A 25,883-nucleotide genomic window follows, 5' to 3' on the forward strand; every position below is an offset into this window, starting at 1 on the left:
ATGAACACTATTTTTAAGATCGGTATGATCGCGGGCCTGCTGCTGGCAGGCCCCAGTTTTGCTGCGGATAACATTACCCGCGCAGATCAGATTCCCCAGTTACACGAAGAACCACAGCATCCCACCGTCAGTGAACGCGTCACCTCGCGCTTTACCCGTTCGCATTATCGTCAGTTCGACCTGAATCAGGATTTTTCTGCGAAAATTTTTGATCGCTACCTGAATCTGCTCGATTACAACCACAATGTGCTGCTGGCTTCAGATATCGCGCAGTTTGCCGATAAGAAGACCACGCTGGGTGATGAACTGCGCAGCGGCAAGCTGGATGTTTTTTACGATTTATACAATCTGGCGCAGAAACGCCGCTTTGAGCGCTATCAGTATGCGCTGAGCGTGCTAAATCGCCCGATGAACTTTACCGGCAATGACACCATCGACATTGACCGCAGCAAATCACCGTGGCCGAAAAGCACCGATGAGCTAAATGCGCTGTGGGATGCGAAGGTCAAATTTGATGAGCTGAGCCTCAAGCTGACCGGTAAAGATGACAAAGAGATTCGTGACACGCTGACCAAGCGTTATAACTTTGCTATTCGTCGTCTGGCGCAGAGCAACAGTGAAGACGTGTTCCAGCTGGCGATGACCGCCTTTGCACACGAAATCGATCCGCATACCAACTATCTGTCGCCGCGTAACACCGAGCAATTCAACACCGAGATGAGCCTGTCACTGGAAGGCATTGGTGCTGTGTTGCAGATGGATGATGATTACACGGTAATCAATTCGATGGTGGCCGGTGGTCCGGCGGCGAAGAGCAAATCGATCAGCGTAGGCGATCGTATTGTCGGCGTGGCTCAACCCGGTAAACCGATGGAAGATGTCATCGGCTGGCGTCTCGATGATGTGGTAGCCAAAATCAAAGGGCCGAAAGGCAGCAAAGTGCGGCTGGAAATCCTGCCTGCTGGCAAAGGGACCAAAACCCGCATTGTGACCCTGACGCGTGAGAAAATCCGCCTGGAAGACCGCGCGGTGAAAGGCACGGTGCAGACCGTCGGCAAAGAAAAAGTCGGCGTGTTGGATATCCCGGGCTTCTACGTGGGTCTGACGGATGACGTGAAAGTACAGCTGCAGAAACTGCAGAAGCAGAATGTCGATAGCATCGTGATTGACCTGCGTACCAACGGCGGTGGTGCACTGACTGAGGCGGTATCGCTTTCAGGCCTGTTTATTCCAAGTGGCCCGGTTGTGCAGGTGCGTGACAACAATGGTCGCGTGCGTCAGGACAGTGATAATGACGGCATCGTGTACTACAAAGGCCCATTAGTGGTGCTGGTGGATCGCTTCAGTGCTTCCGCGTCTGAGATCTTTGCCGCCGCCATGCAGGATTATGGCCGCGCGCTGATTGTCGGTGAACCGACCTTCGGTAAAGGTACCGTGCAGCAGTATCGTTCGTTGAACCGTATCTATGATCAGATGCTGCGTCCGGAATGGCCTGCACTGGGTTCTGTCCAGTACACCATTCAGAAGTTCTACCGTATCAATGGCGGCAGCACCCAGCGTAAAGGCGTCACGCCTGATCTGCTGATGCCGACCGGCGTCGAAGCGGCAGAGACCGGTGAGAAGTTTGAAGATAACGCCTTACCGTGGGATAGCGTCAGTGCGGCGACCTACACCAAAACCGGTGATATCACGCCGCTGGTGCCGGAACTGACCAAAGAGCATAACGATCGCATCGCCAAAGATCGCGAGTTCCAGTACATCATGAAAGATATTGCGCGCTTCAACGCGACCAAAGACAAACGCAATATCGTGTCTCTCAATCTTGTCCAGCGCGAGAAAGAGAACCATGATGAAGATGCATTGCGTCTGGAACGTATCAACGCGCGTTATCAGGCCGAGGGCAAACCGCAGCTGAAGAGTCTCGACGATCTGCCGAAGGATTACAAAGAGCCGGATCCGTATCTGGATGAAACGGTGAAAATTGCCAATGACCTGGCGCAGCTGGAGAAATCCCAGCCGCAGGCAGCGGGCAGTAAATAATCGTTAGGCGTAAATCACAAGCACCGCTCAATGCGGTGCTTTTTTTTATCCCTTAATCTGCTTAATGTTTGCCAGGCGCAGAGACATTACTGAATGTAAAGTTATGTCTTTTTAGACACTTAAAGATTAAGGTTGCTTGAAATGCTGCGTAATGACCCTAGGATGTATATCCGCGTATAAGCGCGAGCACAACTGAGGAAGATTAACGTTTATGATGCGTATTGCTCTTTTCCTGATCACCAACCTGGCGGTGATGTTGGTTTTCGGACTGATTCTCAGTCTGACAGGAATCCAGTCAAGCAGTGTTCAGGGTCTGATGATTATGGCAGGTCTGTTTGGCTTTGGCGGTGCGTTTGTTTCACTGCTGATGTCCAAATGGATGGCGTTACGTTCAGTCGGTGGTGAAGTGATTGAACAACCCCGTAACGAAACGGAACGCTGGCTGATGGACACCGTTGGCCGCCAGGCTCAGCAGGCCGGCATTGCTATGCCGCAGGTTGCCATTTATCACGCGCCCGATATCAACGCCTTTGCGACTGGTGCACGTCGTGATGCATCGCTGGTGGCGGTATCCACCGGGCTGTTACAAAACATGAGTCGCGATGAAGCAGAAGCGGTTCTGGCCCATGAAATCAGCCATATTGCCAACGGCGACATGGTCACCATGACGCTGATTCAGGGTATCGTGAACACCTTCGTGATCTTCATTTCACGTATCATTGCCCAGGTGGCTTCCGGTTTCCTGTCGGGCAACCGCGATGGTGAAGAAAGCAGTAACGGCAACCCGCTGGTCTACTTTGCGGTAGCTACCGTGCTGGAGCTGGTATTCGGCATTCTCGCCAGCATCATCACTATGTGGTTCTCGCGTCATCGTGAGTTCCATGCCGATGCGGGGTCAGCGAAGCTGGTCGGTCGTGAGAAGATGATTGCCGCGTTGCAGCGTTTGAAAACCAGCTATGAACCGCAGGAGCCGAGCAGCATGATGGCCTTCTGTATCAATGGTAAAGGTAAATCGCTCAGCGAGCTGTTTATGTCACATCCGCCGCTGGATAAGCGAATCGAAGCGTTACGCAGCGGTGCATATCTGAAGTAACGTCATATTCTGTAGCGGTGCGATTTATCGCGCGCCTTTAAAACAGCGCAATAAATCGCGCCGCTACGGTTTTTAAGATTCGGCAGTTTCACGCGATTGTGTCATGCGCGCCATACTCACCACCGCAGCGACGCTTGAAAAGACACCGGCCAGAATCAGCGAGGCATGAGTGCCGCTCTCACTGAACAGGTTGAACATCAACGCCACCAGCGCAGCCCCGCTGCTTTGTCCCAGCAAACGTGCGGTTCCTAACATACCACTGGCACCACCACTGCGGTTACGTGGCGCGGAGGAGATAATGGTGTGATTGTTGGGCGACTGGAACAGGCCAAAACCCGCACCGCACAGCATCATGCGCCAGATAATATCAGCATCGGCTGGCTGCGAGGGCAGCAGGGCCAGCAGAAACAGACCGGCCGCAAACATCGCCAGCCCCAGTCCACCCAGCAGACCGGCATGCACCTTCTCAATCAGACGACCGGCGATCGGGGCCATCACCATCGTTGCCAGCGGCCAGGGAGTCAACAGCAGGCCGGTGGCCACTTCATCACGTCCCAGCACGTTTTGCAGGAAGAAGGGCAGTGAAACCATTGCCAGCATCTGGGCGCAGAATGAACAAATAGAGGTGCCGAGAGAGAGGGTGAAGATGGGAATGCGCAGCAGATCCACCGGCAGCAGCGGTACCGGCATCGCTAACTGGCGACGAATAAACACCACGCCGACCAACAGCAGCGCCACGACTTCACCCAGTGTCAGCCAGTGATTTTGGCCCTGGGCAAAACCACTCAGCGCCGAGATCAACAGGCCAAAGAACAGCGCGTTCATAATGGCACTGGCCACGTCAAACTTCTGTTGCTTCGCTTTCTGCTGGTTATCCGGCAGGAAACGCAGCGCCAGCCACAGAGCAATAATCCCCAGCGGTACGTTAATCAGGAACAGCCATTTCCAGCTGGCAACCGACAAAATAGCAGCTGCTACCGTCGGGCCTGCGGCGGTGGACACGGCCACGATCAACGAGTTGATCGCCATGCCGCGCCCAAGGAAGCGCTGTGGATAGATGATGCGTATCAGTGCGGTGTTAACGCTCATCAGCGCCGCGCCACCGAATCCCTGGAGTACACGGGCAAGGGTGAGCATATTCAGTGACGACGACAGCGCACAGAATAGCGATGTCGCGATAAACAGCGCCAGGCCAGTCTGATAGACGCGGCGGTAACCGAGCATGTCACCGAGAAACGACAGCGAAAGCAGCGAGATAACGATGGCGATTTGATAGGCGTTCACAATCCATATCGATTCAGCCGGACTGGCGTTTAATTCGCGTGAGATGGTGGGCAAGGCGACGTTAGCAATCGCGCCATCCAGTACCGCCATCATAATGCCCAGCGCAATAGTAATAATTGCGCCATAACGTTGTGGAACGGGTAAACCATCCTGAAGTGAGGTTGCGGACATAGAAGGAATAAGTGAAGTAAGTGAATATCATCATGCTAATCAATTCTGTGCCGGAAAGCATCGTATTACATGACAAAAAGTATCTGTGAATGTGTCGCTTAGTGCTGTGCATTGCCGCCTGTGGCCTGAAACGCATATACTGGCGCTTCTGTTCCGTTTTTTTTGAAACAACCTTAAAAAAGGATACGCGATGGCGAACGCTGATAACGATAAACAGCCCGATTCCGTTTCTTCGGTGATGAAGGTGTTTGGTATTTTGCAGGCGCTGGGGGAAGAGCGCGATCATGGCATTACCGAGCTGTCTCAGCGCGTGATGATGTCAAAAAGCACCGTCTATCGCTTTTTACAGACTATGAAGTCGCTGGGCTATGTGGCACAGGAAGGTGAAACGGAAAAATACTCGCTGACGCTCAAGTTATTCGAGTTGGGTGCCAAGGCGCTGCAAAATGTTGACCTGATTCGCAGCGCTGATGTGCAGATGCGTGAGCTGTCACGTCTGACCAAAGAGACCATCCATCTCGGGGCGCTGGAAGAAGACAGCATCGTTTATATTCACAAAATTGATTCGCTCTACAACCTGCGCATGTATTCGCGGATTGGACGCCGTAATCCGCTGCACACCACGGCAATTGGCAAAGTCTTGCTGGCGTGGCGCGATCGTAGCGAGGTGCAGGAGATCCTGCGTGAAGTGGAATTTCGTCGCAGCACCGCCAATACTATCGTCAGCGCTGAGGCATTACTGAAGGTGCTCGACCAGGTGAAGGTGCAGGGCTTTGGTGAAGATAACGAGGAGCAGGAAGAGGGGTTGCGTTGCATTGCGGTGCCGGTGTTTGACCGCTTTGGCGTCGTCATTGCCGGTCTGAGCATCTCATTCCCGACGATTCGTTTCTCGGAAGAAGGCAAAAACGAATATGTTGCCATGCTGCATCGTGCCGCACGTGCTGTCTCTGAGCAAATGGGCTATCACAACTATCCTTTTTAAACCGATGCGATAAACGGGCTGCGTTACCAGCCCGTTTACGGGTCAGTTATCGACCACTTCACCGCTCTTTTTCAGCAGCGGGCAGTCTGTCACGCCGACAATACCGCTATCGGTATGCAGATACTGTGCAGTGATCATGCCACGTGCAGTCAGGTAGCTGCATTGCAGGCCGAGTCCGGCCGCGTTTTTATTGCTGCCGGTTAACACGCCATAACCCGTAAATAACATTGCCAACCAGATAACGGCGATGACCACTATCGCCCGGATGAATAGTTTCATTTTGTCTCCATGTGATACATAACGCAGCTGTCCAGATGTTGCTGCCATCTCTATAGTAGCAGCATGCCTCGCTTTCCTCGCCAGATCGATCAGAGATAACTGAAAGATGGCGCACAGGAAATTCTGCTTTCCGTTCGTGCCCATTATCTTTTGCCGCCGCAAGGCGTAGAATCAGCAGCTGAGTGAGTATTTGACATTAATCAGTAATCTGAGGCAGTTATGAATGAGTTAGCCGCAAATTCCAGTCCGTTGTTTAGCTATGGCGTACTGGCCATCATTATCGTTGTGGCCTTCATCGCCTGGTTCTTTGTTAACCGGGCCAGCGTGCGGGCCAGCGAACAGATTCAATTGCTGGAAGCGCTACTGGAAGAACAAAAGAAACAAAATGCGCTACTGCGCCGTCTGGCCGACGCACAGCCAGACACTGCAACAAAAAGCGAAGAAGAAAGTGAAAAGCGCGATTTTATTCGCTTAATCCCGGAACGTTGATCATCGAGTGGAGAGGTAATGGCCTGGCAAAATCCCTGGTACGATGCGGCAAAAATGCACCACACGCCGCAGGGCTTCCGTAACCCGGAAGAGGAGTTACGGCATCCCGGGGATTTGCAACGCTGGCGGCGTGAGCGCAAAGAGCAGGGGCTACCTCTGCCACCGCAGGCGGGCTATCCGGCATTTATCAGTGACTGGTGCCAGCCGGCTGATTTAAGTGGTGATGATGATCGCATCTGGTGGCTGGGCCATGCCGCTTTACTGCTGCGTGTTAATCAACGTTACCTGCTGATTGACCCGGCCCTGTCGCAACGCGCGTCACCGCTGCCGTTTGTAGGTCCACAACGTAAAACCCCGGCACCGCTTAGCGTTGCTCAGTTACCCCATCTCGACTACGTGCTGATCTCGCACAATCATTATGATCATCTGGATCGCCCGACGGTGAAGCGTATCGCGCGACAATTTCCGCAGGCGCATTTTCTAGTACCGCTCGGTATGGAAGATTGGTGTCGTCGTCGGGGAGTGCGTCACGTGACTCAGCTGGACTGGTGGCAGAGCATTGAGCTGGCCGGTATCCACTTTACTGCGGTACCTGCACGTCACTGGAGTATGCGTTCTTTCTTTGACCGTAACCGTTCCCTGTGGTGTGGCTGGGTGGTCAGGAATACCACGTTAAATTTCTGGTTTTCGGGTGACAGTGGTTACAGTGAAAATCTCACGACCATCGCCCAGAAGCTGGGGCCATTTAACCTTGCCGCCTTGCCGATCGGCGCTTACGCACCAAAATGGTTCATGCGCGGTCAGCATATGGACCCGGACCAGGCGGTGCAATTGTGGCAGCAAATCGGCAGGCCGGTAACCATCCCCATTCACTGGGGAGTGTTTGAACTGGCAGATGAATCGCTGGATGAACCCCCCGCGGTGCTGGTACAGGCACTGCGCACTGCAGGAGAGACGGGAACCGATTTTTCGCCGTGGAGAATAGGTGAGAGCCGCAGTTTGCCGAATATCGATTCAGATTTGTCCTAAGCTCATTTTGTTAAATTCCGCCAGCTGGTGCGTTTTTTTAACATTTAATTGTTGTGACGTTAGAAAAAAATGAGATAAATGCCAAATCAAATTTGTGCATATATTTGGGGCAGGCACGTTTATATTTTCCTGATTTTGGTGCAAAACTATTAATAAGCTGTACTGAATAAAAACTATTGTACAGGATTTGAACTATGCACATATGTTGCGTCAGACGTTAACATTTTGGTGGATTACATTATCCATGCCATATTTTTGCAATATTTTTTGCGTATGTTTATCTGTTTAAATAGTGGTGAATTGGACAGTTCCCCCTAATTCGACTATAACAATTTTTGGTTGTAATGATACTGATCAATAACCTTTTTTTGTGCAGTATCGGCAAACGACGGCGGAAGCGAAACAGGCAAAGCGTGTGCCCTGGCTAGCAATTATGTGCGGCAAGTCGATGACCTTTTAAAAATGGCTTGCCATTAATTTGCGGATATGTGATAACGATTCGTGGGTTAAACGAGGTACAGTTCTGTTTATGTATGGCATCTTCAGTAAAGAAGTTACGAGTAAAGACGTTGACGTTGAATACCGCTTCCTTGCCGAAACCTTAAATTAGTGCCTCATGCAGTAACGTCTCTGGTTTCTCTGTAAGTCTGCCTCCGGGCAATATAAACACTCTAAGGAATTTGCAAAAATGGCAAAAATTAAAGGTCAGGTTAAGTGGTTCAACGAGTCTAAAGGTTTTGGTTTTATCACCCCTGCTGACGGTAGCAAAGATGTGTTCGTACACTTCTCTGCAATCCAGGGTAATGGTTTTAAAACTCTGGCCGAAGGCCAAAACGTTGAATTCGAAATCCAGGATGGCCAGAAAGGCCCTGCAGCAGTTAACGTCACTGCTATCTGATTTCGTCGCCAGGCTGGGTGCCATGCACCGCTGAAACGAATCTTAAAGCCCCGGTCACTGACCGGGGCTTTTCTTTATTCTTTCTGTTACCAGATGACCAGGTTACACTGCGCCGCGAATCGCTAACCCGGAGTTATCTATGTCTTTGATTTGCCCGCTTTGTCACCAGCCACTTCTGTTGCAGGCCACCAGCTACCGCTGTGATGCCGGACATCAGTTCGATCAGGCCAAAGAAGGGTACGTCAATCTGTTACCGGTTCAGCATAAAGGCTCCCGTCAGCCGGGAGACAGCCCGGAAATGTTGCTGGCAAGACGCGAGTTTCTCGATGCCGGATATTATCAGCCACTGCGCGATCATCTTGCCTCATGGCTGGCGCAGCGTCTGCAGGGTGCCTCAGCGCAACTGCTGGATATTGGCTGTGGTGAGGGCTATTACACCGCAGCAATCGCTGCTGCGCTGCCGTCAGCGCAGGTCTGTGGTCTTGACGTGGCGAAGGCAGCCATTCGCATGGCGGCGAAGCGTTATCGCTCAGTAAAGTTTTGCGTGGCTTCAAGCCAGCGCCTGCCATTCGCCGATGCTTCACTGGATGCGGTTGTGCGCATCTATGCCCCCTGTAATGAAGATGAACTAAGCCGGGTGGTAAAACAGGGGGGGTATCTGCTGACGGTGACCCCTGGTCCGCATCATTTGCAGCAATTTAAAGCGTTAATTTATCGCGAAGTGCAGCTGCATGTGGCGGAAGAGAAGGCGTATGCCGGTTTTCATCAGGTTGAACAGCAAAACCTGGCTTATACCATGACATTGAGCGGCAAAGCGGCAACCACCTTGCTGCAAATGACACCTTTCGCCTGGCGTGCACGTGAAGACGTGTGGCAAACCCTGGCAGAGGCGACTGAGTTCAGTTGTGACGCAGATTTCACCCTGACGCTCTGGCAGCGCGATTAACGCGCTTCCACCAGCGTGTTGTAGATACGTTCTAAATCGTCGAGTTGTTTCACCGCAATCAGCAGACGCCGCTGCTCCAGCTGCATCACCAGGATGCCATCTTCGGACAGGTTCATACTTTGGATGCGGCGATAATCAATCCATACGCCGGCGAAGAACAGACCGTCGTTTTTCATCAGCAGTTTCGGACTGCGCAGCCAGAACAGCCAGACTGCCATAAAGCTCAACACCATCAGCAGGGTGGTGGTCAGTTGCGGCCCCTGATGGCTGACGTTATTCCACAGCAGAATCATTAGCAGCACGATAAAGATAGCGCTATCGATTTTATGGCGGCGGCGCAGCGCCACCCGCAATTTGGTTGGGCCATTACGGCGCGGCAGAATGGCTTCATCGTAGATGGCGAACAACAGCAGGCCCGCAACCAACAGGACAATCAGGGCGTCAGTCAGTGACATGATGATTCCTTAACAGAAGTTACCTGAACGTTGGCGCTCAGGTAACGTCAATAAGCAGCCGGGAGACATGCTCCCGGCTAAGTCTTTTACAGGCCGAGCAAACCGATCCAGTACCCGAAAATACCAATCGCAAAGAAGCCGACGATAATCCACAGGGCGTTAACTTTACGGCGCAGCAGCCACATACAACCAAAGGTTAACAGCAGTGGGATCAGGCCCGGCATCAGCTGATCAAGAATCGACTGAACCGTAGTAACGGTGGTTTTACCGGTCTGGTCAGTGATGCGTGATACCACCAGCGGCACATTGACATGTGTCCACTTGTTTACCAACGCTCCCATGACAAACAGGCCGAGGATGGACGCCCCTTCCGTCAGTTTTTGCAGGAAGCCGCCGCCCATATCGCTAACGATATCCACCCCTTTACGATAACCGTAAGCCACACCGTAATAACGGGTAAGCAGACGCGCGATATTGAACAAGAGGAAAAACAACAGTGGGCCAAGCAGGCTACCGCTCATGGCGATCCCGGCACCTAACGCCGCAAATACCGGACGTACCGTACCCCAGAAAATCGGGTCACCAACACCGGCCAGCGGGCCCATCAGGCCAACTTTAATACCGTTTATCGCACCATCATCAATCGCTGCACCATTGGCACGTTGCTCTTCCATCGCCATGGTGACACCGAGTACCGGTGCGGCCACAAACGGGTGGGTATTGAAGAACTCCAGGTGGCGCTTGATGGCCTGTTTACGGTCATCATTGTTTTCCGGATAAAGACGACGAATTACCGGCACCATTGAGAAGCAGAAGCCCAGCGCCTGCATACGTTCAAAGTTCCACGAACCCTGAAACAGGTTGGAGCGCAGGAACACACCACGGACATCGCCGGGGGTGAGTTTCTTTTGAGACTGAGTTGTATCAACCATGATGTCACCTGTTCCTTAATCGAGTTCGTTGTCGAGGTCGTTTTGCGCAGGACCGGCCGCAGCAGCACCGGCAACACGGTTATATTTCGGTGCCAGCTGGATATACAGCACTGCCATTACCACACCAATCACGCCCAGTGCTACCAGGTTGAAGTTGGTGAAGGCGGCAGTAACGAAGCCGAGGTAGAAGAACGGCATCAGGTAGCCAGCGCGCATCATGTTGATCACCATCGCATAACCAACCACCACAATCATGCCACCGGCGATGTTGAGGCCATTGGTTACCACTTCCGGAATCGAACTCAGCAAGGTGTGTACCGCACTGGTGCCGACGGAAATGGCGACGATTAACGCTGGAATCGCGATACGCATTGCCTGCAACAGCAGAGCGGAAACGTGAATCCAAGAAATCGCCGACAAGTTACCTTTCTCGGCCGCTTTATCGGCAGCGTGCTGGAAGGCTACGGTGATAGTACGAACGATAATGGTCAGCACCTGGCCAGCTGCCGCCAGCGGAATCGCCAGCGCGATACCTGCACCGACGCTCTGACCTCCGGCAATAACCAGAATGGTTGAGATGATGGAGGCGAGGGCGGCATCGGGGGCCACGGCGGCACCGATGTTCATCCAGCCGAGTGCAATCATTTCCAGCGTACCACCGATAATGATGCCGGTTTTCATATCGCCGAGCACCGCACCAATCAAGGTACAGGCCACCAACGGACGGTGGAACTGGAACTCATCAAGAATCGAACCCATCCCGGCGATACAGGCCACAATAAATATCAAAACGATTTGTAGCGAGGTTATCTCCATTGCATTTCTCCTAAGCAAAGGTCACGAATTTTCGCCCACGTACGCAGGCGCAGATGGCGAATTACGGATTTACCTTCGCAATCAGGTCCATCATTTTCAGTTTCGGGTCGTTAGAAACTTTGCGTACTTCCAGTTCAATACCCCGGTCATTGAGTTTACGGAAGGCGGCAATATCCTTTTCATCGACAGAGACCGCGTTGTTAACCTGAGTTTTGCCCTGACGGAACGCCATCCCGCCGATATTGACCGATTTGATATCCACGCCCTGTTCAACAATACGTTCGACATCGGTAGGGTTGGTGAACAACAGCATGACGCGATCGCGGCCATATTTCGGGTTGTTCCAGACACGAATCATTTTGTCGACATCCACCACATGCGCGGTGACACCGGGAGGGGCGACCTGGGTGAGCAGTGTTTTACGCACATGGTCGTTGGCAACTTCATCGCTGACGACAATGATGCGTGTGACGTTGGTTTCTTTGGTCCAGCGGGTGGCGACCTGGCCATGAATCAGACGGTCATCAATACGCGCCAGACCAATCTTCATGTGCTCGCCAGGAGCCAGCGGTTTCTGCGGCTGCGGAGCGGCTTTGGCAGCCGGTGCAGCAGGAGCGGGTTCTGCCGTTTCGGTTTTTAGCGCCTTCACGCCTTCACGGCCGGCTTCGACCGCGATGTGAATTAATTCCTCCAGTGAGGGATTGTCATCTCGTCCCATCAGGGTTTCCACCAGCATCGGAATGTTGACCCCGGCGATGACATCATGATCCGGTTTATCAACCACGATGCGGCTTGCCGCGTTGAAGGGACTGCCACCCCAGGTGTCGACCAGGAACAGTACACCTTTTGAGGTGTCCATATTGGCCAGTCGCGCCTGATACTTTTCTATTAGCGTTTCTGCATTTTCGCCGGGAACGAAATCAATCCATCCGACATTTTCCTGCTCACCCAACAGCATTTCTGCTGTTTTTAGCAGTTGTTCTGCCGCCCAGCCATGTGTACCAATTACAATAGCAATGGTCACTTGCTACCTCCGTTCGCATGAGAGATTCTCTGGCTTCGCCGGGAATCGATGAAAATTACCGTTGTTGATTCATGTGGATCGTTTCGGGCTAAGATGAAGAAAAGCATCAATTAATAAGCCAAAACTTTCCGCTGCACAGCGATAAGGTCGCGATTTATTTTAGTGAGTGAAAAAATAATTTATGTGATGTTTGTCAGTTATTGAGAGCGTAACGGGGTTTATTTGTGCTTTTATCTCTCCTCCTTTCAGGCTGTTACTGTTTGTAAATGTAAGAAAATTTTTTGACGCCAGAAATGTAACTGATACATTAACGTTCTGTTTATTCCTCAGGAGTACCGGGCTTTAGCTCACCTTTATGGACCGTCACCGACGTCGCTTCACACTTTCTCCGCGCCCGCTGGCGCATGCTTTCACGCCTTCCGGCGTTATCCAAACCGTTAACGATCTGCTGTCTCGCTTTATTGCGCAGACCGGCTCACGTGTACGCATTCCCCTGGTAAGGAGTCATTGATGGAATTTCTCTTCGACCCCTCAATCTGGGCGGGTTTGCTGACGCTCATCGTGCTGGAGATTGTTCTCGGCATCGATAACCTGGTTTTTATCGCCATTCTGGCGGACAAACTGCCGCCAAAGCAGCGCGATAAAGCGCGTCTGATCGGTCTGTCGCTGGCTCTGGTTATGCGACTTGGCCTGCTGTCACTCATCTCCTGGATGGTGACATTGACGCGACCCCTATTCAGCGTAGGCGATTTCAGCTTTTCCGGGCGCGATTTAATTCTGCTGGCCGGTGGTATCTTCCTGTTGTTCAAGGCCACGATGGAACTACACGAACGACTGGAAAACCGCCATCTGGAGCATCAGGGCAACCGCAGCTATGCCAGCTTCTGGGCGGTGGTGACGCAGATTGTGGTGCTTGACGCGGTGTTCTCACTGGATGCGGTGATCACTGCTGTGGGGATGGTGAACCATCTGCCGGTGATGATGACGGCGGTAGTGATCGCCATGGGTGTCATGCTTTTGGCCTCGAAACCGTTGACGCGTTTTGTTAACGCGCATCCCACCGTGGTGGTGCTGTGTCTCAGCTTCCTGTTGATGATCGGTCTGTCGCTGATGGCTGAAGGTTTTGGTTTCCATATTCCGAAAGGTTACCTGTATGCCGCGATTGGCTTCTCGATTCTGATCGAGCTGTTTAACCAGATTGCGCGTCGTAACTTTATTCGTCATCAGGCGCATCGTCCGATGCGTGAACGTACCGCAGAAGCGATTTTGCGTCTGATGGGTGGACGTCAGCGTAAGCAAGCCGTCAACACGGAAGAGTCAGCGCTGGTGGAGGCATTGCCGCAGGAAGCCTTTAAAGATGAAGAGCGTTATATGATCAACGGCGTGCTGACGCTGGCACAGCGTTCGATTCGCAGCATCATGACGCCACGCGGTGAAATCTCGTGGGTAGATGTGGAGCGTCCGCTGGATGAGATCCGCATTCAATTGCTGGATACGCCGCACAGCCTGTTCCCGGTATGCCGTGGTGAGCTGGATGAGATCATCGGTGTAGTACGCGCCAAAGAGTTGCTGGTCGCGCTGGAGCACGGCATGGATGTGGCGACTTTCGCCGCCAATACGCCACCGATTGTGGTGCCGGAAACGCTGGACCCGATCAACCTGTTAGGCGTGCTGCGTCGTGCCAAAGGCAGCTTCGTGATCGTCACTAACGAATTCGGCGTGGTGCAGGGTTTGATTACCCCGCTTGACGTGCTGGAAGCGATTGCCGGTGAATTCCCTGACGAAGATGAAACTCCGGACATTATCGTCGATGGTGATGGCTGGCTGGTGAAAGGGGGCACCGATTTGCACTCCCTGCAACAGCTGCTGGATTATCATGAGCTGGTGAAAGCAGAAGATGACCACGCGTCACTGGCGGGTCTGTTGATCGATCAGAAAGGCCAACTGCCGGTGCCGGGTGAAGTGATTGATCTCCCTCCGTTGCATTTCCAGATTATCGAAGCGACAGATTATCGGGTGGACCTGGTTCGTGTGACCCGCGATCGACCGCACGATGAGGAAGAAGAAGAAGCATAATGCTAAACGGCACCCGCGGGTGCCGTTTTTTATGCATTCAATTGCGCCTGATGTTGTTCCAGCCAGTCGGGGAAATCTTCAATCGGCATTGGACGGGCATAGAAATATCCCTGCAAATGATCCACACCACGTTCGCGCAGATAATGCGCCTGTTCCGCCGTCTCCACGCCCTCCGCCACCAGGGCGATATTCAGACGCTGTGCCAGTGAAATCACCATATCAGTCACGGTGGCGTTGATTGCGTCAGTGCCGATGGCTGCGGTAAAGATCTTATCGATCTTCAGCACATCCGGCTTCAGGTCTTTCAGATAGGCCAGCGAGCTGTGTCCGGTGCCGAAATCATCAATCGCCAGCCTGACACCAATCTCATGCAATTGGGCCACCACCGACTGATCAATGATGGGTAAAGCATCGCGCTCGGTCAATTCCACCACCAGGCCTGGCAGTGGATTGGCCGGCCACCAGATGCGCTGCAAATCCTCGACGATCGCCCGATCGTGGAAATGGCTGGCGGCGACGTTAATCGCAATATGGAAGGAGGGGCAACGTGGCAGGTTCGGGAGTTCATCCACCACTTTAGCGATGACAAAACGCGTTAGCGGGGCAATTAAATTTTGTCGTTCAGCGAGTGGAATAAATACATCGGGCGCGATCCAGCCCTGGCGCGGATTATGCCAGCGCAGCAGCAATTCGATACCATCGCATTCGCCGCTTTTGGCATTAATCAGCGGCTGACAGTAGACCATAAATTCATTGGCCGTGATGCCATAGCTAATTTGCCAGCTAAGACTCATGCGGTTAGCGGTCGCCAGCCAGACAATATAACCCATCAACAGGCTCAGCAGCACCGCCAGCGGTAACTGCGAGGGCATGGTACTCAGCGCCAGACGGGCGGGCGAGGGGCCATACAGGGTGATGGTATAGGGATAACGCAGGGATGCCTGATCGTAGGCTACTTCATCATCAGAGGGGACAGTCGGTTCGATCAGCGGATTGCCATACTCCAGGCTTTGGCCGCCAACGTTGAAAATGGCGCGTTCCACCCATGGCAACTGTGGTTCCAGCAGATAATTGGTCATCAGCTCGATATTAATCACCTGAAGCAGACCTTCGCGGTTATCCAGCGATTTAGGTGTCCACAGCAACAGCACCGGAGAACCTTTTAACAGGTAATCATCGGTGGTTAACATCATGCGCTGATTATTAATCGCCAGTTCGGGGTAAGTCTGGCTGAAAGAAATATTACTCGGACCATAAATGCTGGAACAGTACAGGGTGTCGTTCTGCACCAGCTGTATTGAACGCACCGTTTGTAGCGCGGCGATTTTTTCAATCAGTGGGAAACGTACTTCCGGACAGGGTACGCCAACCAATCCCAGGGTGTTATTGGCGGAGACATCCAGCGGTGAAAACATGCGATCAAAACGTTCGATGGCGCGTGACGCAAAATCCAGTGACTGCTGCTCAATACGTGACTTCTCTTCGATATAACGAAAAGTCAGCGTAAGAATTAATACCAGCGCGGCGATCACTAACGCAATAAGCAAACGCTTACGGCGAAATTGACCAACAAATTGCTGGGCTATGAGCATCAGTAACCACCTTGCAAGGACCAGGATTAAAGCCAAAGTAACGTATAAGTTATCGGCATAGCGGCGGCCAGGTTTAGCACGGCTCAGGAAAAAAAGCGGTACTGAAAAAGCAGCGCGGCCAACGAGGGCCGCGCGTAAATCACTCTATCTGGTTTAACCAGGCGGAGGTAGCAGCAGATGCATAAAAAAGTTCAATCGGTGTTTTTTTGCGCACCGAAGCAAGCTGCCATGTCAGAGAGGAATCAGTCGCATTGCACCTTAATGGCGAGGCCGCCGCGTGAGGTTTCACGATATTTGGCGTTCATATCTTTGCCGGTCTCGTACATGGTTTCGATCACCTTATCGAGCGAAACGCGCGGTTCGCTGGTACGACGCAGCGCCATACGGGCGGAGTTGATGGCTTTGACTGAGGCAATGGCATTACGCTCAATGCAGGGCACCTGAACCTGGCCCGCTACCGGGTCACAGGTCAGACCCAGGTTATGCTCCATGCCGATTTCGGCAGCGACGCAGACCTGCTCTGGGCTGGCCCCCAGCAGCTCCGCCAGACCGGCTGCAGCCATCGAGCAGGCCACGCCCACTTCCCCCTGACAACCCACCTCGGCACCGGAAATCGACGCATTCATTTTATACAGTATGCCGATGGCACCGGAGGCAAGGAAGTAGCGGATATAAATATCCGGCGTGACGTTTTCAATAAAATGATCGTAGTAGGCCAGCACCGCAGGCACGATGCCGCAGGCACCGTTGGTGGGGGCGGTAACGACGCGGCCACCAGCGGCATTCTCTTCATTTACCGCTAGCGCAAACATATTGACCCAGTCGATAACATTCATTGGGTCATTGGAATGTTTGGTCGAGGAGACCAGCAGACGGCGCAGTGATGCCGCACGACGCGGCACCCGCAACGGACCCGGCAGCACGCCTTCGGTATTCAGACCACGATCGATACATGCCTGCATGGTTTGCCAGACGTTAGCAAAGTAGCTGTAGATTTCCTCACGGCTGTGCAGCGCCAGCTCATTTTTCATCACCAGGCCAGACAGAGACAAACCACTCTCGCGGCAGTGGCTCAGTAACTCTTTGGCGGAGTGAAACGGCCAGGGAACCGAAACCTGATCCAGCACCGGTTGGCCAAAATGTTCTTCATCGACGATAAAACCACCGCCGATGGAATAATAGGTTTTGCTGAGAATCAGCAGGTCGCCGGCAAAGGCATACAGCGTCAGGCCATTTTCGTGCAAAGAAAGATTTTCGCTACGAAACACCATGCCACCTTCACGTGGGAAATCAACCTCTTGTGCGCCGTTCGCCAGCAGCAGACGCTCACGCTGTTCGACATCCTGAATAAATGCCGGAATGCCATCGATATCCACAGTAGCGGGTTCAGCACCGGCCAGACCCATAATGATGGCGATATCGGTATGGTGACCTTTACCGGTGAGTGACAGGGAACCATAGACATCGACCGCAACGCGCGTGACATCCTGCAACTTACCCTGTTCGGCCAGCAGATCGACAAATTGTTTACCCGCTTTCATCGGGCCGACGGTATGCGAACTGGATGGGCCGATGCCCACTTTGAACATGTCAAAAACACTAATCACCGGTGACACTCCTCACAAATCTTATTTAGTACGGCGCAGGCCGTTTTATGCGGCTAATAGTAATCGCAGGTGCTGCAACAGGATCAGCTTTTCGCATGAAATAAACTAATTATACAGCACAGAAATAGTTATCCGTTGTCGGCGAAAAAAACAGCAAATGACAGGATGGCAAGCTGCCATGCCAGAGAGGAAAATCAGACGGGAAGGGCGATTTGCTGACCGAGTGCGCGAATAATGCCAGCGGTCATGCCCCAGATAAAATAATCTTCGTACCAGGAGAGCCACACCTGATGCTGCCGGTGGCCCCGGCGCAGTGTCAGGTCGCTGTAGCGACTGAGGCGCAAAGCCTCGGCCAGCGGCATGGCAAAGGCACTTTCGACTTCGTCGGCATTGATGATGAGCGGCAGCCCGGCGGGAATAATGCCCACCACTGGCGTCACCGCGAACCCGGTGCTGCTGGTGACGGCAGGCAAAACGCCGACCACCTGCACCTGGTCAGGTTGAATCCCCACCTCTTCCTGCGCCTCACGCAGGGCGGTGTGGATCAGTGAATCATCGCTGGCATCCTGCATGCCGCCGGGGAAAGCCACCTGACCGGCATGTTTACGCAGATGTGTGGATCGACGTGTCAGCAACAACCCCGGCTCGGCAGCGTCAATCAACGGGACCAGCACCGCAGCGCGTCGGCCGTTGATCACACTTTTTGGCGCAGCAACCGGGGGTTGCAGCACAAAACGGCTCAGAAATTGATCGAGGGTCAGTGCTCCGTTCATCTTAAAATGGCTCCTGCAGGCTGGGCAGAATACGATTCACTTTGTGCAGCGTTTCCTGATACTCCGCCGCGACGACACTATCAGCCACCAGGCCACCGCCCGCTGCACAATATAACTGCTGATTTTCGGCAATCAGCGTGCGAATGGTGATGCTGGTATCCATACGGCCACACAGGCTGAGGTAACCAATACTGCCACACCAGGCATTGCGGCGGTGAGGTTCGAGTTCTTCAATGATCTCCATCGCACGGATTTTCGGTGCGCCGGTGATGGAACCGCCCGGAAAACAGGCGCGTAACAGGTCGGTGGCGGCAAGCGTCGCCGGTAACTGCGCGCGTACCGTGCTGACCAAATGATGCACGGCGGGGAAAGGCTCCACCACAAACAGTTCCGGCACGCTGACGCTGCCCGGTTCGGCGACACGGCCAATATCATTACGCAGCAGGTCAACAATCATCAGGTTTTCGGCGCGATCTTTCTCTGCGCTGGCCAGTTCCTGCGCCTGTAGACGATCGGCCTGCGGGTCGGCCATACGCGGGCGGGTCCCTTTGATCGGCCGGGTCTCAATCACCCGTTGTTGAAGAGAAAGAAAACGCTCCGGGGACAGGCTGAGAATGGCACTTTTCGGCAGGCGCAAAAAGGCGCTGAACGGCGCGCGATTCGTTTCATTCAGGCGCTGAAACGCCTGCCATTCATCGCCGCGATAACTGGCCTGAAAACGCTGGGCCAGATTCACCTGGTAGCAGTCACCTGCCTGTATATATGCCTGCACGGCAGCAAAGCGCTGAGCATACTCGTCAAAACTCAGGTTGGATTGCCATTCACTGGTGAGGGCAAAGGGCTGAACCGCAGGGGCGGTTTGTGCCTGTAACCACTGCCAGCGTGCCTCAGGATCACCAAGCGCGACCAGTGTCAGTTTTTGCTGATGATGATCGGCAATCAACGCCCAGTCATAAATGCCCACCGCCATATCCGGCGTGTTGAGATCCTGTTGCGCCAGCTGTGGCAGGTATTCGAAACGGCGACCCAGATCGTAACCGAATAAACCGATCGCACCGCCCTGGAACGGCAAGTCCGCCGTAAAAGCGGGCTGAACACCGAGGGCATCACAGTAGCGTTGTACCAGCGTGAGCGGATCGTCGGTTGAACTGAGCGTGGTATCCTGCTGGGTAATTTCTGTCGCTGGGCCGCGGGTCACCAGGGTTACGCGCGGATCGGCGGTCATGATATCGAAACGGTTATCCGCATGATCGGCATGACCTGAAGTCAGCAACATCGCCCATGGCTGATGAGCAAGGGAGGAAAAAAGCTGCGGCAGCGTATCCGGCGTATAATTCAGAGCGAGGGTTTTTACGATCATGAGACAAATCAGATAACAGCAACAAGGGCGTTAGCCTGGCATATTTTTTTGCTGCTGGCACCTGTTTGTTCCGCATGGAATAATGCGTCCCCTTTTTCCCAGGAGCGAGTTATGTTTTCAGGTCTTCCGGCATTATCTCACGAACAGCAACAACAGGCTGTCGAGCGTATTCAGGAACTGATGGCGGGCGGTATGGCCAGTGGTCAGGCGATTGCCCAGGTGGCGCATGAAATTCGCCAGAGCCACCAGGGTGAGCAGATTCGGGCGCGTTTTGAAGACGACGAAGACGACGCCTGACGCCCGAAACGCGTTATAACGCGGCGATGATCTTGATTTCGACTTTATATTTCGGGTTCATCAGACCAGCCTGTACGGTGCAGCGCACCGGTGCGTTGCCCGGTGACACCCAGGCATCCCAGGCACGGTTCATCGCCGGGAAGTCGGCTTTGTCGACGAGGAAAATGGTGGCGTCGAGGATTTTGCTTTTGTCGGAACCGACGCGGGTCAGAATCGCGTCAATCACCGCCAGCGCATTGGCCGTCTGCGCTTCCGCATCCTCATCAAGGTTTTCCGGTACGCTGGTGTAATACACGGTCTGGTTATGAATAACGGCTTCGGACATGCGGTGTTCCGGATCGATACGCGTAATAGTCATGATTTTCTCCTTAATTTTCGCGCTGCTAGCCTGACACATCGGCTGGTGTGCTGTCATCTGTTGTGGTCGCATGAGTGGAATCCTGACATAATTACAGTACTTTTTGAGTTATCGGTGAGGATGTGTGGCAGACGATTTTGCAGCTGACGGCGCGCTGGCGCTGGCGATCCCTGGCTTTAAACCGCGTGAAGCGCAGCGCGAGATGGCGCAGGCGGTCGCTGAGGCGGTGAAAACCGGTGGGGAGTTAGTGGTCGAAGCCGGCACCGGTACCGGGAAAACCTACGCTTATCTCGCCCCCGCGCTGCGCGCTGACAAAAAAGTGATTATCTCCACTGGCTCGAAAGCCCTGCAGGATCAGCTGTATAACCGCGATCTGCCCACCATTGCCCGTGCCCTGAAATTTAAAGGCAAAACCGCGCTGCTGAAAGGCCGATCCAACTATCTTTGTCTTGAGCGGATGGAGCAACAAACGCAAACCGGTGGCGACCTTAGCGTCCAGGCGCTGGGCGATCTGATTACCCTGCGCGGCTGGTCATCAGAAACCGTTGACGGTGATATCAGCAGCTGTATCGGTGTCGCCGAAGACAGTCCGGTGTGGCCTTACGTCACCAGCACCAACGACAACTGCCTTGGCAGTGATTGCCCGCTGTATAAAGATTGCTTTGTGGTGAAAGCGCGTAAACGGGCCATGGATGCGGACGTGGTGGTGGTCAACCATCATCTTTTCCTCGCCGATTTAGTGGTCAAGGAGAGCGGCTTTGCGGAATTGATCCCGGAAGCGGAAGTGATGATTTTTGACGAAGCGCACCAGCTGCCAGATATCGCCAGCCAGTATTTTGGCCAGCAACTCTCCAGTCGTCAGCTACTCGACTTAGTCAAAGACATCATCATTGCCTACCGTACCGAAGTGCGTGATGTGCAGCAGCTACAGAAATCCGCCGATCGGCTGGCGCAATGCACTCAGGATTTCCGCCTGACGCTCGGGGACCCGGGCTTCCGTGGCAATCTGCGCGATCTGCTGAACGATAACAACGTGATGCGCATGCTGACTCTGCTGGATGATGCGCTGGAGCTTTGTTATGACGTGATCAAATTGTCGCTGGGACGCTCCGCGTTGCTGGATGCTGCCTTTGAGCGTGCCGCCCTCTATCGAACACGCCTGAAACGTCTGCGTGCCATCGACGAACCGGGGTTCAGTTATTGGTATGAATGCTCCAGCCGACATTTCACCCTGGCGCTGACGCCGCTTTCTGTGGCGGAACGCTTCCGGGAAGTGATGGATAATCGGAAAGCCGCCTGGGTGTTCACCTCAGCTACGCTGGCGGTCAATGAACAGATGAGCCATTTCTCCAGCCGGCTGGGGGTCGATAAAGCGAAAACGCTGATCCTCAACAGCCCGTTCGATTATGCCCGTCAGGCGTTGTTGTGCGTGCCGCGCAACTTACCGGAGCCGAACCGCCCTGGAGGTGCCCGTCAGCTGGCGCGCATGATGAAACCGCTGATCGACGCCAACAAGGGACGTTGTTTTTTCCTCTGTACCTCACACATGATGATGCGTGAGCTGGCAGCAGAATTTCGCGCCTCCATGACGCTACCGGTGCTGTTGCAGGGCGAAACCAGCAAAGGCCAGCTGCTGAAGCAGTTTATTGAAGCGGGCAATGCCTTGCTGGTGGCCACCAGTAGTTTCTGGGAAGGGGTGGATGTGCGGGGGGACGCGCTGTCATTGGTGATCATTGATAAGCTGCCGTTTACCTCGCCGGAAGACCCGCTGCTCAAGGCGCGCATGGAAGATTGCCGTATCCGCGGCGGCGATCCGTTTAACGATGTCCAGCTGCCGGATGCGGTCATCACCCTGAAGCAAGGGGTGGGACGTTTAATCCGTGATACCGACGACCGCGGCGTGCTGGTGATTTGCGACCAGCGTCTGGTGTCGCGCCCTTATGGTGCGCTGTTCCTCAATAGTTTGCCTCCCACGCCACGTACCCGCGATCTTGACCGCGCCATCCGCTTCGCCCGCGAGCAGGAGAGTCACTAATTTGTGCCAGGCTGTGGTAAGATGCGCGCCATTTTGAATCTCCCGAGGTTGTTATGTCCGCCCGAATTTTAGCCCTGGACACGGCGACAGAAGCCTGTTCTGCCGCGCTGCTGAATCAACAGCACATCGATGCCCGTTTCGAAATCGCCCCGCGTGACCACACGCAGCGCATTCTGCCGCTGGTGCAGGAGCTGTTGCAGGCGCAGCAGCTGGAACTGACCGCGCTTGACGCGCTGGCCTTTGGGCGTGGACCAGGCAGCTTTACCGGCGTACGTATTGGCATTGGCATTGCTCAGGGACTGGCGCTGGGGGCGAATCTGCCGATGATTGGCGTTTCCTCCTTAGCCACGATGGCGCAGGGCGCATGGCGTAAAAATGGCGCGACGCGCGTACTGGCGGCGATTGATGCGCGTATGGGCGAAGTCTACTGGGCAGAGTATCAGCGTGATGCCAATGGCGAATGGCAGGGTGCAGAGACCGAAGCGGTGTTGTCGCCAGAAGCGGCCCAGGCACGTATCCAAAGCCTGAGCGGCGAATGGACTACTGTCGGTACCGGCTGGCAGACTTATCCGCACCTGCTCACCACAGCGGGTGCACAGCTGGTGACCAGCGAGATAACCCTGCCAGCAGCCGAGGATATGTTGCCGCTGGCAGCCGCGGCCTGGCAACGGGGTGAAGCGGTCGCCGTGGAACACGCCGAGCCGGTCTATCTGCGTAATGAAGTGGCCTGGAAAAAGTTGCCGGGACGTTAAGCCAACACGCAACTTATCGCTGCGCTTTCAGTCTAATCTGAGAAATAACAGGAGGCTTTTATGCCAATCAGTCGTAAAGGGATGTCTGGCGCTCTGTTAGCCTGCGCGCTGTTGCTCAGCGGTTGTGTTTCGGTGCCGGATTCCATTAAAGGGAGTTCTCCTCTTCCACAGCAAGATTTATTACGGGTGATGAATGCGCCGCAGCTTTACGTTGGCCAGGAATCACGCTTTGGCGGTAAAGTGGTGAACGTCACCAATCTGAATGGTCTGACGCGTCTGGAAATCGCCACTCAGCCGCTGGATGACAGCGGGCGTCCACGTCTTGGCTCGGCATCGGTTGGCCGTATTTTTGCCGACATCCACGGATTTGTCGATCCGACGGATGTGAATAATCAGTACGTCACGGTGCTGGGCAACATCAAAGGTAGCGAAAAAGGCACCGTAGGCCAGGCCAGCTATAATTTTGTGGTGATTGATGTGAAAGGCTATCAGCGCTGGCATTTAACCCAGCAAGTGATGACGCCACCACAGCCCATCGATCCCTGGATATTTTACGGACCGACGCGCCATCACCCAGGATACTGGGGACCTAACCCTTACTGGGGCATGTACAGTAGCGGTCCGGCACAGGTACAAACCATTCTGACTGAATAATATTTTGTTTCAGTTATTTACGGCCCGATCGCGGCGCTCGCGAGCGGGCTTTTTTATTGCGCACGCAACCGAAGCGCGAAATTTAGTGATGAGCCTCGCAACCTGAACAGGTCGAACCCGGCAAACTGGTACAATCAGTTAAAATATTGTTAATAACACTGATGGCAGAGGCGGCGATGGCTAAGCAACAAGAATCTCGGGGTGAATCTTTGACTAAGGTTTGGCTGAAACGCTATCCGCCAGATGTACCAGCGGAAATTACTGCTGACCGCTATACATCGTTAATCGATCTTTTTGAGCATGCGGCAACGCAATATGCCGATCAGGTCGCTTTCGTTAACATGGGGCAGCCCATGACCTATCGCCAGCTGGAGCAGCAAAGCCGCGCCTTTGCCGCCTGGTTGCAACATGGATTGAAGCTGAAAGCCGGCGATCGGGTGGCCCTGATGATGCCGAACCTGCTGCAATATCCGGTGGCGCTGTTTGGTGTGTTACGCGCCGGGATGGTGGTGGTCAATGTTAACCCGCTGTATACGCCGCGCGAGTTGAAGCATCAGCTTAATGACAGCGGTGCCTGCGCGATTGTTATCGTATCGAACTTTGCCCACACGCTGGAAAAAGTGGTCGCAGAGACGCAGGTTAAACATGTGATGCTGACGCGCATGGGCGATCAACTGGCCCCGATCAAAGGCACACTGGTCAACTTTATCGTCCGCTACGTGAAAAAACTGGTGCCGAAATACCATCTGCCGGGCGCGGTGCCGTTTCGTCAGGCGTTACAGCAGGGTGAACAGCTGAGTTACCAGCGTCCCGATGTCACCAATGATGATCTGGCGTTTTTGCAATATACCGGTGGGACCACCGGGGTGGCGAAAGGCGCGATGCTGACACACGGCAACATGCAGGCCAACCTCGAACAGGCTAAGGCGACGTATGGCAAACTGCTGCGTCCGGGGCAGGAATGCGTCGTCACAGCACTGCCGCTGTATCATATCTTTGCTTTGACGGTGAATTGCCTGCTGTTCCTCGACCTGGGTGGGCAGAACCTGCTGATTACCAATCCGCGAGATATTCCGGGCTTTGTCAGAGAGCTGGCGAAGTTCCCGTTTACCGCGATTACCGGCGTGAATACGTTGTTCAATGCGCTGCTGAACGATGCCAACTTTAATAAGCTGGATTTCTCTACCCTGCGTATGTCTGCGGGTGGGGGAATGGCGGTGCAGAAGGCGGTGGCTGAACGCTGGGAAAAACTGACCGGTCACTATTTGCTGGAAGGTTATGGTCTGACGGAATGCTCGCCGCTGGTGTCGGTCAATCCGTATGACATTACCTGCCACACCGGTAGCATCGGTTTACCGGTACCCTCCACCGATGTGCGCATCGTGGATGAACAGGATAATGATGTGGCACCTGGCGAACCCGGCGAACTTTGCATTCGCGGTCCGCAGGTGATGATCGGCTACTGGCAACGTCCGGAAGCCACGGAAGAAGTGCTGAAAAATGGCTGGCTGCATACCGGTGATATTGTTACCGTGGACAGCGAAGGCTTTATCCGCATCGTTGATCGTAAAAAAGACATGATTCTGGTGTCGGGATTTAATGTGTATCCTAACGAAATCGAAGATGTACTGATGCAGCACGCGAAGGTGCGCGAGGCTGCAGCGATTGGTGTGCCGAGCGATCTTTCCGGTGAAGCGGTGAAAGTCTGCATCGTGAAGAAAGATCCCAGCCTGACCAAAGAAGAAGTGTTGGATCACTGTCGGCGTCAGCTTACCGGCTACAAGGTGCCGAAGATTATCGAGTTTCGTGACGAGCTGCCTAAAACCAATGTGGGCAAGATCTTACGTCGCGAATTGCGTGATGAGGTGAAGCGGGAAGGGCAGTAGTGCGTACCTCGCTCAATGGTTAACGCCGGCAATGTCCGGCGTTTTTATTGCTTTT

25 protein-coding genes are annotated in these 25,883 nt (G+C 53.8%); 14 read left to right on the plus strand and 11 right to left on the minus strand.

Annotated elements, in window-relative coordinates:
- Together prc and htpX are read left to right on the plus strand one after the other, a co-directional pair.
- On the plus strand, window positions 1-2,040 hold the full coding sequence (gene prc / locus RCF31_RS02025) for a carboxy terminal-processing peptidase (RefSeq protein WP_299451537.1): 2,040 nt from the start codon (window positions 1-3) through the stop codon (window positions 2,038-2,040).
- A gap of 211 nt (window positions 2,041-2,251) precedes the next feature.
- Entirely contained in the window at window positions 2,252-3,133 is an 882-nt protein-coding gene (gene htpX / locus RCF31_RS02030; RefSeq protein WP_021182993.1) for a protease HtpX, read from the plus strand.
- 72 nt (window positions 3,134-3,205) lie between these two features.
- Here htpX and RCF31_RS02035 read toward each other — a convergent pair whose 3' ends face one another.
- Window positions 3,206-4,588 (minus strand): MFS transporter, encoded by a 1,383-nt coding sequence (locus tag RCF31_RS02035; protein ID WP_416412330.1) that lies wholly within the window; start codon window positions 4,586-4,588, stop codon window positions 3,206-3,208.
- Between the two features lie 190 nt (window positions 4,589-4,778).
- Here RCF31_RS02035 and kdgR point away from each other — a divergent pair, with 190 nt between their 5' ends.
- Complete coding sequence (gene kdgR / locus RCF31_RS02040) at window positions 4,779-5,570, plus strand: DNA-binding transcriptional regulator KdgR (protein ID WP_313688416.1); 792 nt, start codon at window positions 4,779-4,781, stop codon at window positions 5,568-5,570.
- A 42-nt stretch (window positions 5,571-5,612) separates the two neighbouring features.
- Here the strand turns inward: kdgR and RCF31_RS02045 are convergent, their stop codons facing one another.
- Window positions 5,613-5,849 (minus strand): YobH family protein, encoded by a 237-nt coding sequence (locus tag RCF31_RS02045; RefSeq protein WP_084875306.1) that lies wholly within the window; start codon window positions 5,847-5,849, stop codon window positions 5,613-5,615.
- A 219-nt stretch (window positions 5,850-6,068) separates the two neighbouring features.
- Between RCF31_RS02045 and RCF31_RS02050 the strand changes: the two genes are divergently transcribed.
- The 5 genes from RCF31_RS02050 (at window position 6,069) to rlmA (ending at window position 9,211) form a co-directional block, all read left to right on the plus strand.
- A complete protein-coding gene (locus RCF31_RS02050) occupies window positions 6,069-6,338 on the plus strand; it encodes a YebO family protein (RefSeq protein ID WP_208715350.1) in 270 nt (89 codons plus the stop codon).
- An 18-nt stretch (window positions 6,339-6,356) separates the two neighbouring features.
- Window positions 6,357-7,367, plus strand: a complete 1,011-nt coding sequence (locus tag RCF31_RS02055; protein WP_416412331.1) for an MBL fold metallo-hydrolase — start codon at window positions 6,357-6,359, stop codon at window positions 7,365-7,367.
- A 529-nt stretch (window positions 7,368-7,896) separates the two neighbouring features.
- Window positions 7,897-7,977, plus strand: coding sequence for a DUF2627 domain-containing protein (locus RCF31_RS02060; RefSeq protein WP_139810977.1), 81 nt, complete (start codon window positions 7,897-7,899; stop codon window positions 7,975-7,977).
- A 78-nt stretch (window positions 7,978-8,055) separates the two neighbouring features.
- The gene (gene cspE, locus RCF31_RS02065) at window positions 8,056-8,265 is read left to right on the plus strand and encodes a transcription antiterminator/RNA stability regulator CspE (RefSeq protein WP_001062678.1); all 210 of its coding nucleotides are present in this window, start codon (window positions 8,056-8,058) and stop codon (window positions 8,263-8,265) included.
- A gap of 139 nt (window positions 8,266-8,404) precedes the next feature.
- A complete protein-coding gene (gene rlmA / locus RCF31_RS02070; RefSeq protein WP_416412364.1) occupies window positions 8,405-9,211 on the plus strand; it encodes a 23S rRNA (guanine(745)-N(1))-methyltransferase in 807 nt (268 codons plus the stop codon).
- Here rlmA and RCF31_RS02075 read toward each other — a convergent pair.
- The 4 genes from RCF31_RS02075 to manX form a co-directional block, all read right to left on the minus strand.
- Window positions 9,208-9,666: a DUF986 family protein gene (locus RCF31_RS02075; RefSeq protein ID WP_299451322.1), complete on the minus strand. Its 459-nt coding sequence runs from the start codon at window positions 9,664-9,666 to the stop codon at window positions 9,208-9,210. The genes rlmA and RCF31_RS02075 overlap by 4 nt on opposite strands.
- Window positions 9,667-9,752: 86 nt before the next feature.
- A complete protein-coding gene (locus RCF31_RS02080) occupies window positions 9,753-10,598 on the minus strand; it encodes a PTS mannose transporter subunit IID (protein ID WP_013509404.1) in 846 nt (281 codons plus the stop codon).
- Between the two features lie 15 nt (window positions 10,599-10,613).
- Window positions 10,614-11,414, minus strand: a complete 801-nt coding sequence (locus RCF31_RS02085; protein ID WP_084875295.1) for a PTS mannose/fructose/sorbose transporter subunit IIC — start codon at window positions 11,412-11,414, stop codon at window positions 10,614-10,616.
- 61 nt (window positions 11,415-11,475) lie between these two features.
- Window positions 11,476-12,438 (minus strand): PTS mannose transporter subunit IIAB, encoded by a 963-nt coding sequence (gene manX / locus RCF31_RS02090; RefSeq protein ID WP_299451315.1) that lies wholly within the window; start codon window positions 12,436-12,438, stop codon window positions 11,476-11,478.
- Window positions 12,439-12,948: 510 nt separating this feature from the next.
- Between manX and RCF31_RS02095 the strand changes: the two genes are divergently transcribed.
- Window positions 12,949-14,514 carry a TerC family protein gene (locus RCF31_RS02095; RefSeq protein ID WP_416412365.1) on the plus strand — a complete coding sequence of 522 codons (1,566 nt, stop codon included), beginning with the start codon at window positions 12,949-12,951 and terminating at the stop codon, window positions 14,512-14,514.
- A gap of 29 nt (window positions 14,515-14,543) precedes the next feature.
- On the opposite strand, the gene RCF31_RS02100 is transcribed toward RCF31_RS02095, so the two are convergent.
- From RCF31_RS02100 to pabB, 4 genes are all read right to left on the minus strand, one after another.
- Complete coding sequence (locus tag RCF31_RS02100) at window positions 14,544-16,106, minus strand: EAL domain-containing protein (protein ID WP_416412366.1); 1,563 nt, start codon at window positions 16,104-16,106, stop codon at window positions 14,544-14,546.
- 242 nt (window positions 16,107-16,348) lie between these two features.
- Window positions 16,349-17,713: an L-serine ammonia-lyase gene (locus RCF31_RS02105; RefSeq protein ID WP_299451309.1), complete on the minus strand. Its 1,365-nt coding sequence runs from the start codon at window positions 17,711-17,713 to the stop codon at window positions 16,349-16,351.
- 194 nt (window positions 17,714-17,907) lie between these two features.
- Window positions 17,908-18,486 (minus strand): CoA pyrophosphatase, encoded by a 579-nt coding sequence (locus tag RCF31_RS02110; protein ID WP_299451306.1) that lies wholly within the window; start codon window positions 18,484-18,486, stop codon window positions 17,908-17,910.
- A 1-nt stretch (window position 18,487) separates the two neighbouring features.
- Complete coding sequence (gene pabB / locus RCF31_RS02115) at window positions 18,488-19,846, minus strand: aminodeoxychorismate synthase component 1 (RefSeq protein ID WP_416412367.1); 1,359 nt, start codon at window positions 19,844-19,846, stop codon at window positions 18,488-18,490.
- A gap of 111 nt (window positions 19,847-19,957) precedes the next feature.
- Here pabB and RCF31_RS02120 point away from each other — a divergent pair, with 111 nt between their 5' ends.
- Window positions 19,958-20,143, plus strand: coding sequence for a YoaH family protein (locus RCF31_RS02120; protein ID WP_299451302.1), 186 nt, complete (start codon window positions 19,958-19,960; stop codon window positions 20,141-20,143).
- Window positions 20,144-20,156: 13 nt separating this feature from the next.
- Here RCF31_RS02120 and RCF31_RS02125 read toward each other — a convergent pair whose 3' ends face one another.
- Window positions 20,157-20,501 carry a RidA family protein gene (locus RCF31_RS02125; RefSeq protein WP_021183012.1) on the minus strand — a complete coding sequence of 115 codons (345 nt, stop codon included), beginning with the start codon at window positions 20,499-20,501 and terminating at the stop codon, window positions 20,157-20,159.
- Window positions 20,502-20,625: 124 nt separating this feature from the next.
- Here RCF31_RS02125 and RCF31_RS02130 point away from each other — a divergent pair, with 124 nt between their 5' ends.
- From RCF31_RS02130 to fadD, 4 genes are all read left to right on the plus strand, one after another.
- Complete coding sequence (locus tag RCF31_RS02130) at window positions 20,626-22,536, plus strand: ATP-dependent DNA helicase (RefSeq protein WP_084875276.1); 1,911 nt, start codon at window positions 20,626-20,628, stop codon at window positions 22,534-22,536.
- Between the two features lie 53 nt (window positions 22,537-22,589).
- Window positions 22,590-23,288: a tRNA (adenosine(37)-N6)-threonylcarbamoyltransferase complex dimerization subunit type 1 TsaB gene (gene tsaB, locus RCF31_RS02135; RefSeq protein WP_416412368.1), complete on the plus strand. Its 699-nt coding sequence runs from the start codon at window positions 22,590-22,592 to the stop codon at window positions 23,286-23,288.
- Between the two features lie 60 nt (window positions 23,289-23,348).
- The gene (locus tag RCF31_RS02140) at window positions 23,349-23,942 is read left to right on the plus strand and encodes a Slp family lipoprotein (RefSeq protein WP_299451293.1); all 594 of its coding nucleotides are present in this window, start codon (window positions 23,349-23,351) and stop codon (window positions 23,940-23,942) included.
- Window positions 23,943-24,151: 209 nt separating this feature from the next.
- Window positions 24,152-25,828, plus strand: a complete 1,677-nt coding sequence (gene fadD, locus RCF31_RS02145; RefSeq protein ID WP_299451291.1) for a long-chain-fatty-acid--CoA ligase FadD — start codon at window positions 24,152-24,154, stop codon at window positions 25,826-25,828.
- Window positions 25,829-25,883: the final 55 nt, after the last annotated feature.

Source organism: Pantoea sp. App145 (genome assembly GCF_047947045.1).
Classification (GTDB): domain Bacteria; phylum Pseudomonadota; class Gammaproteobacteria; order Enterobacterales; family Enterobacteriaceae; genus Pantoea.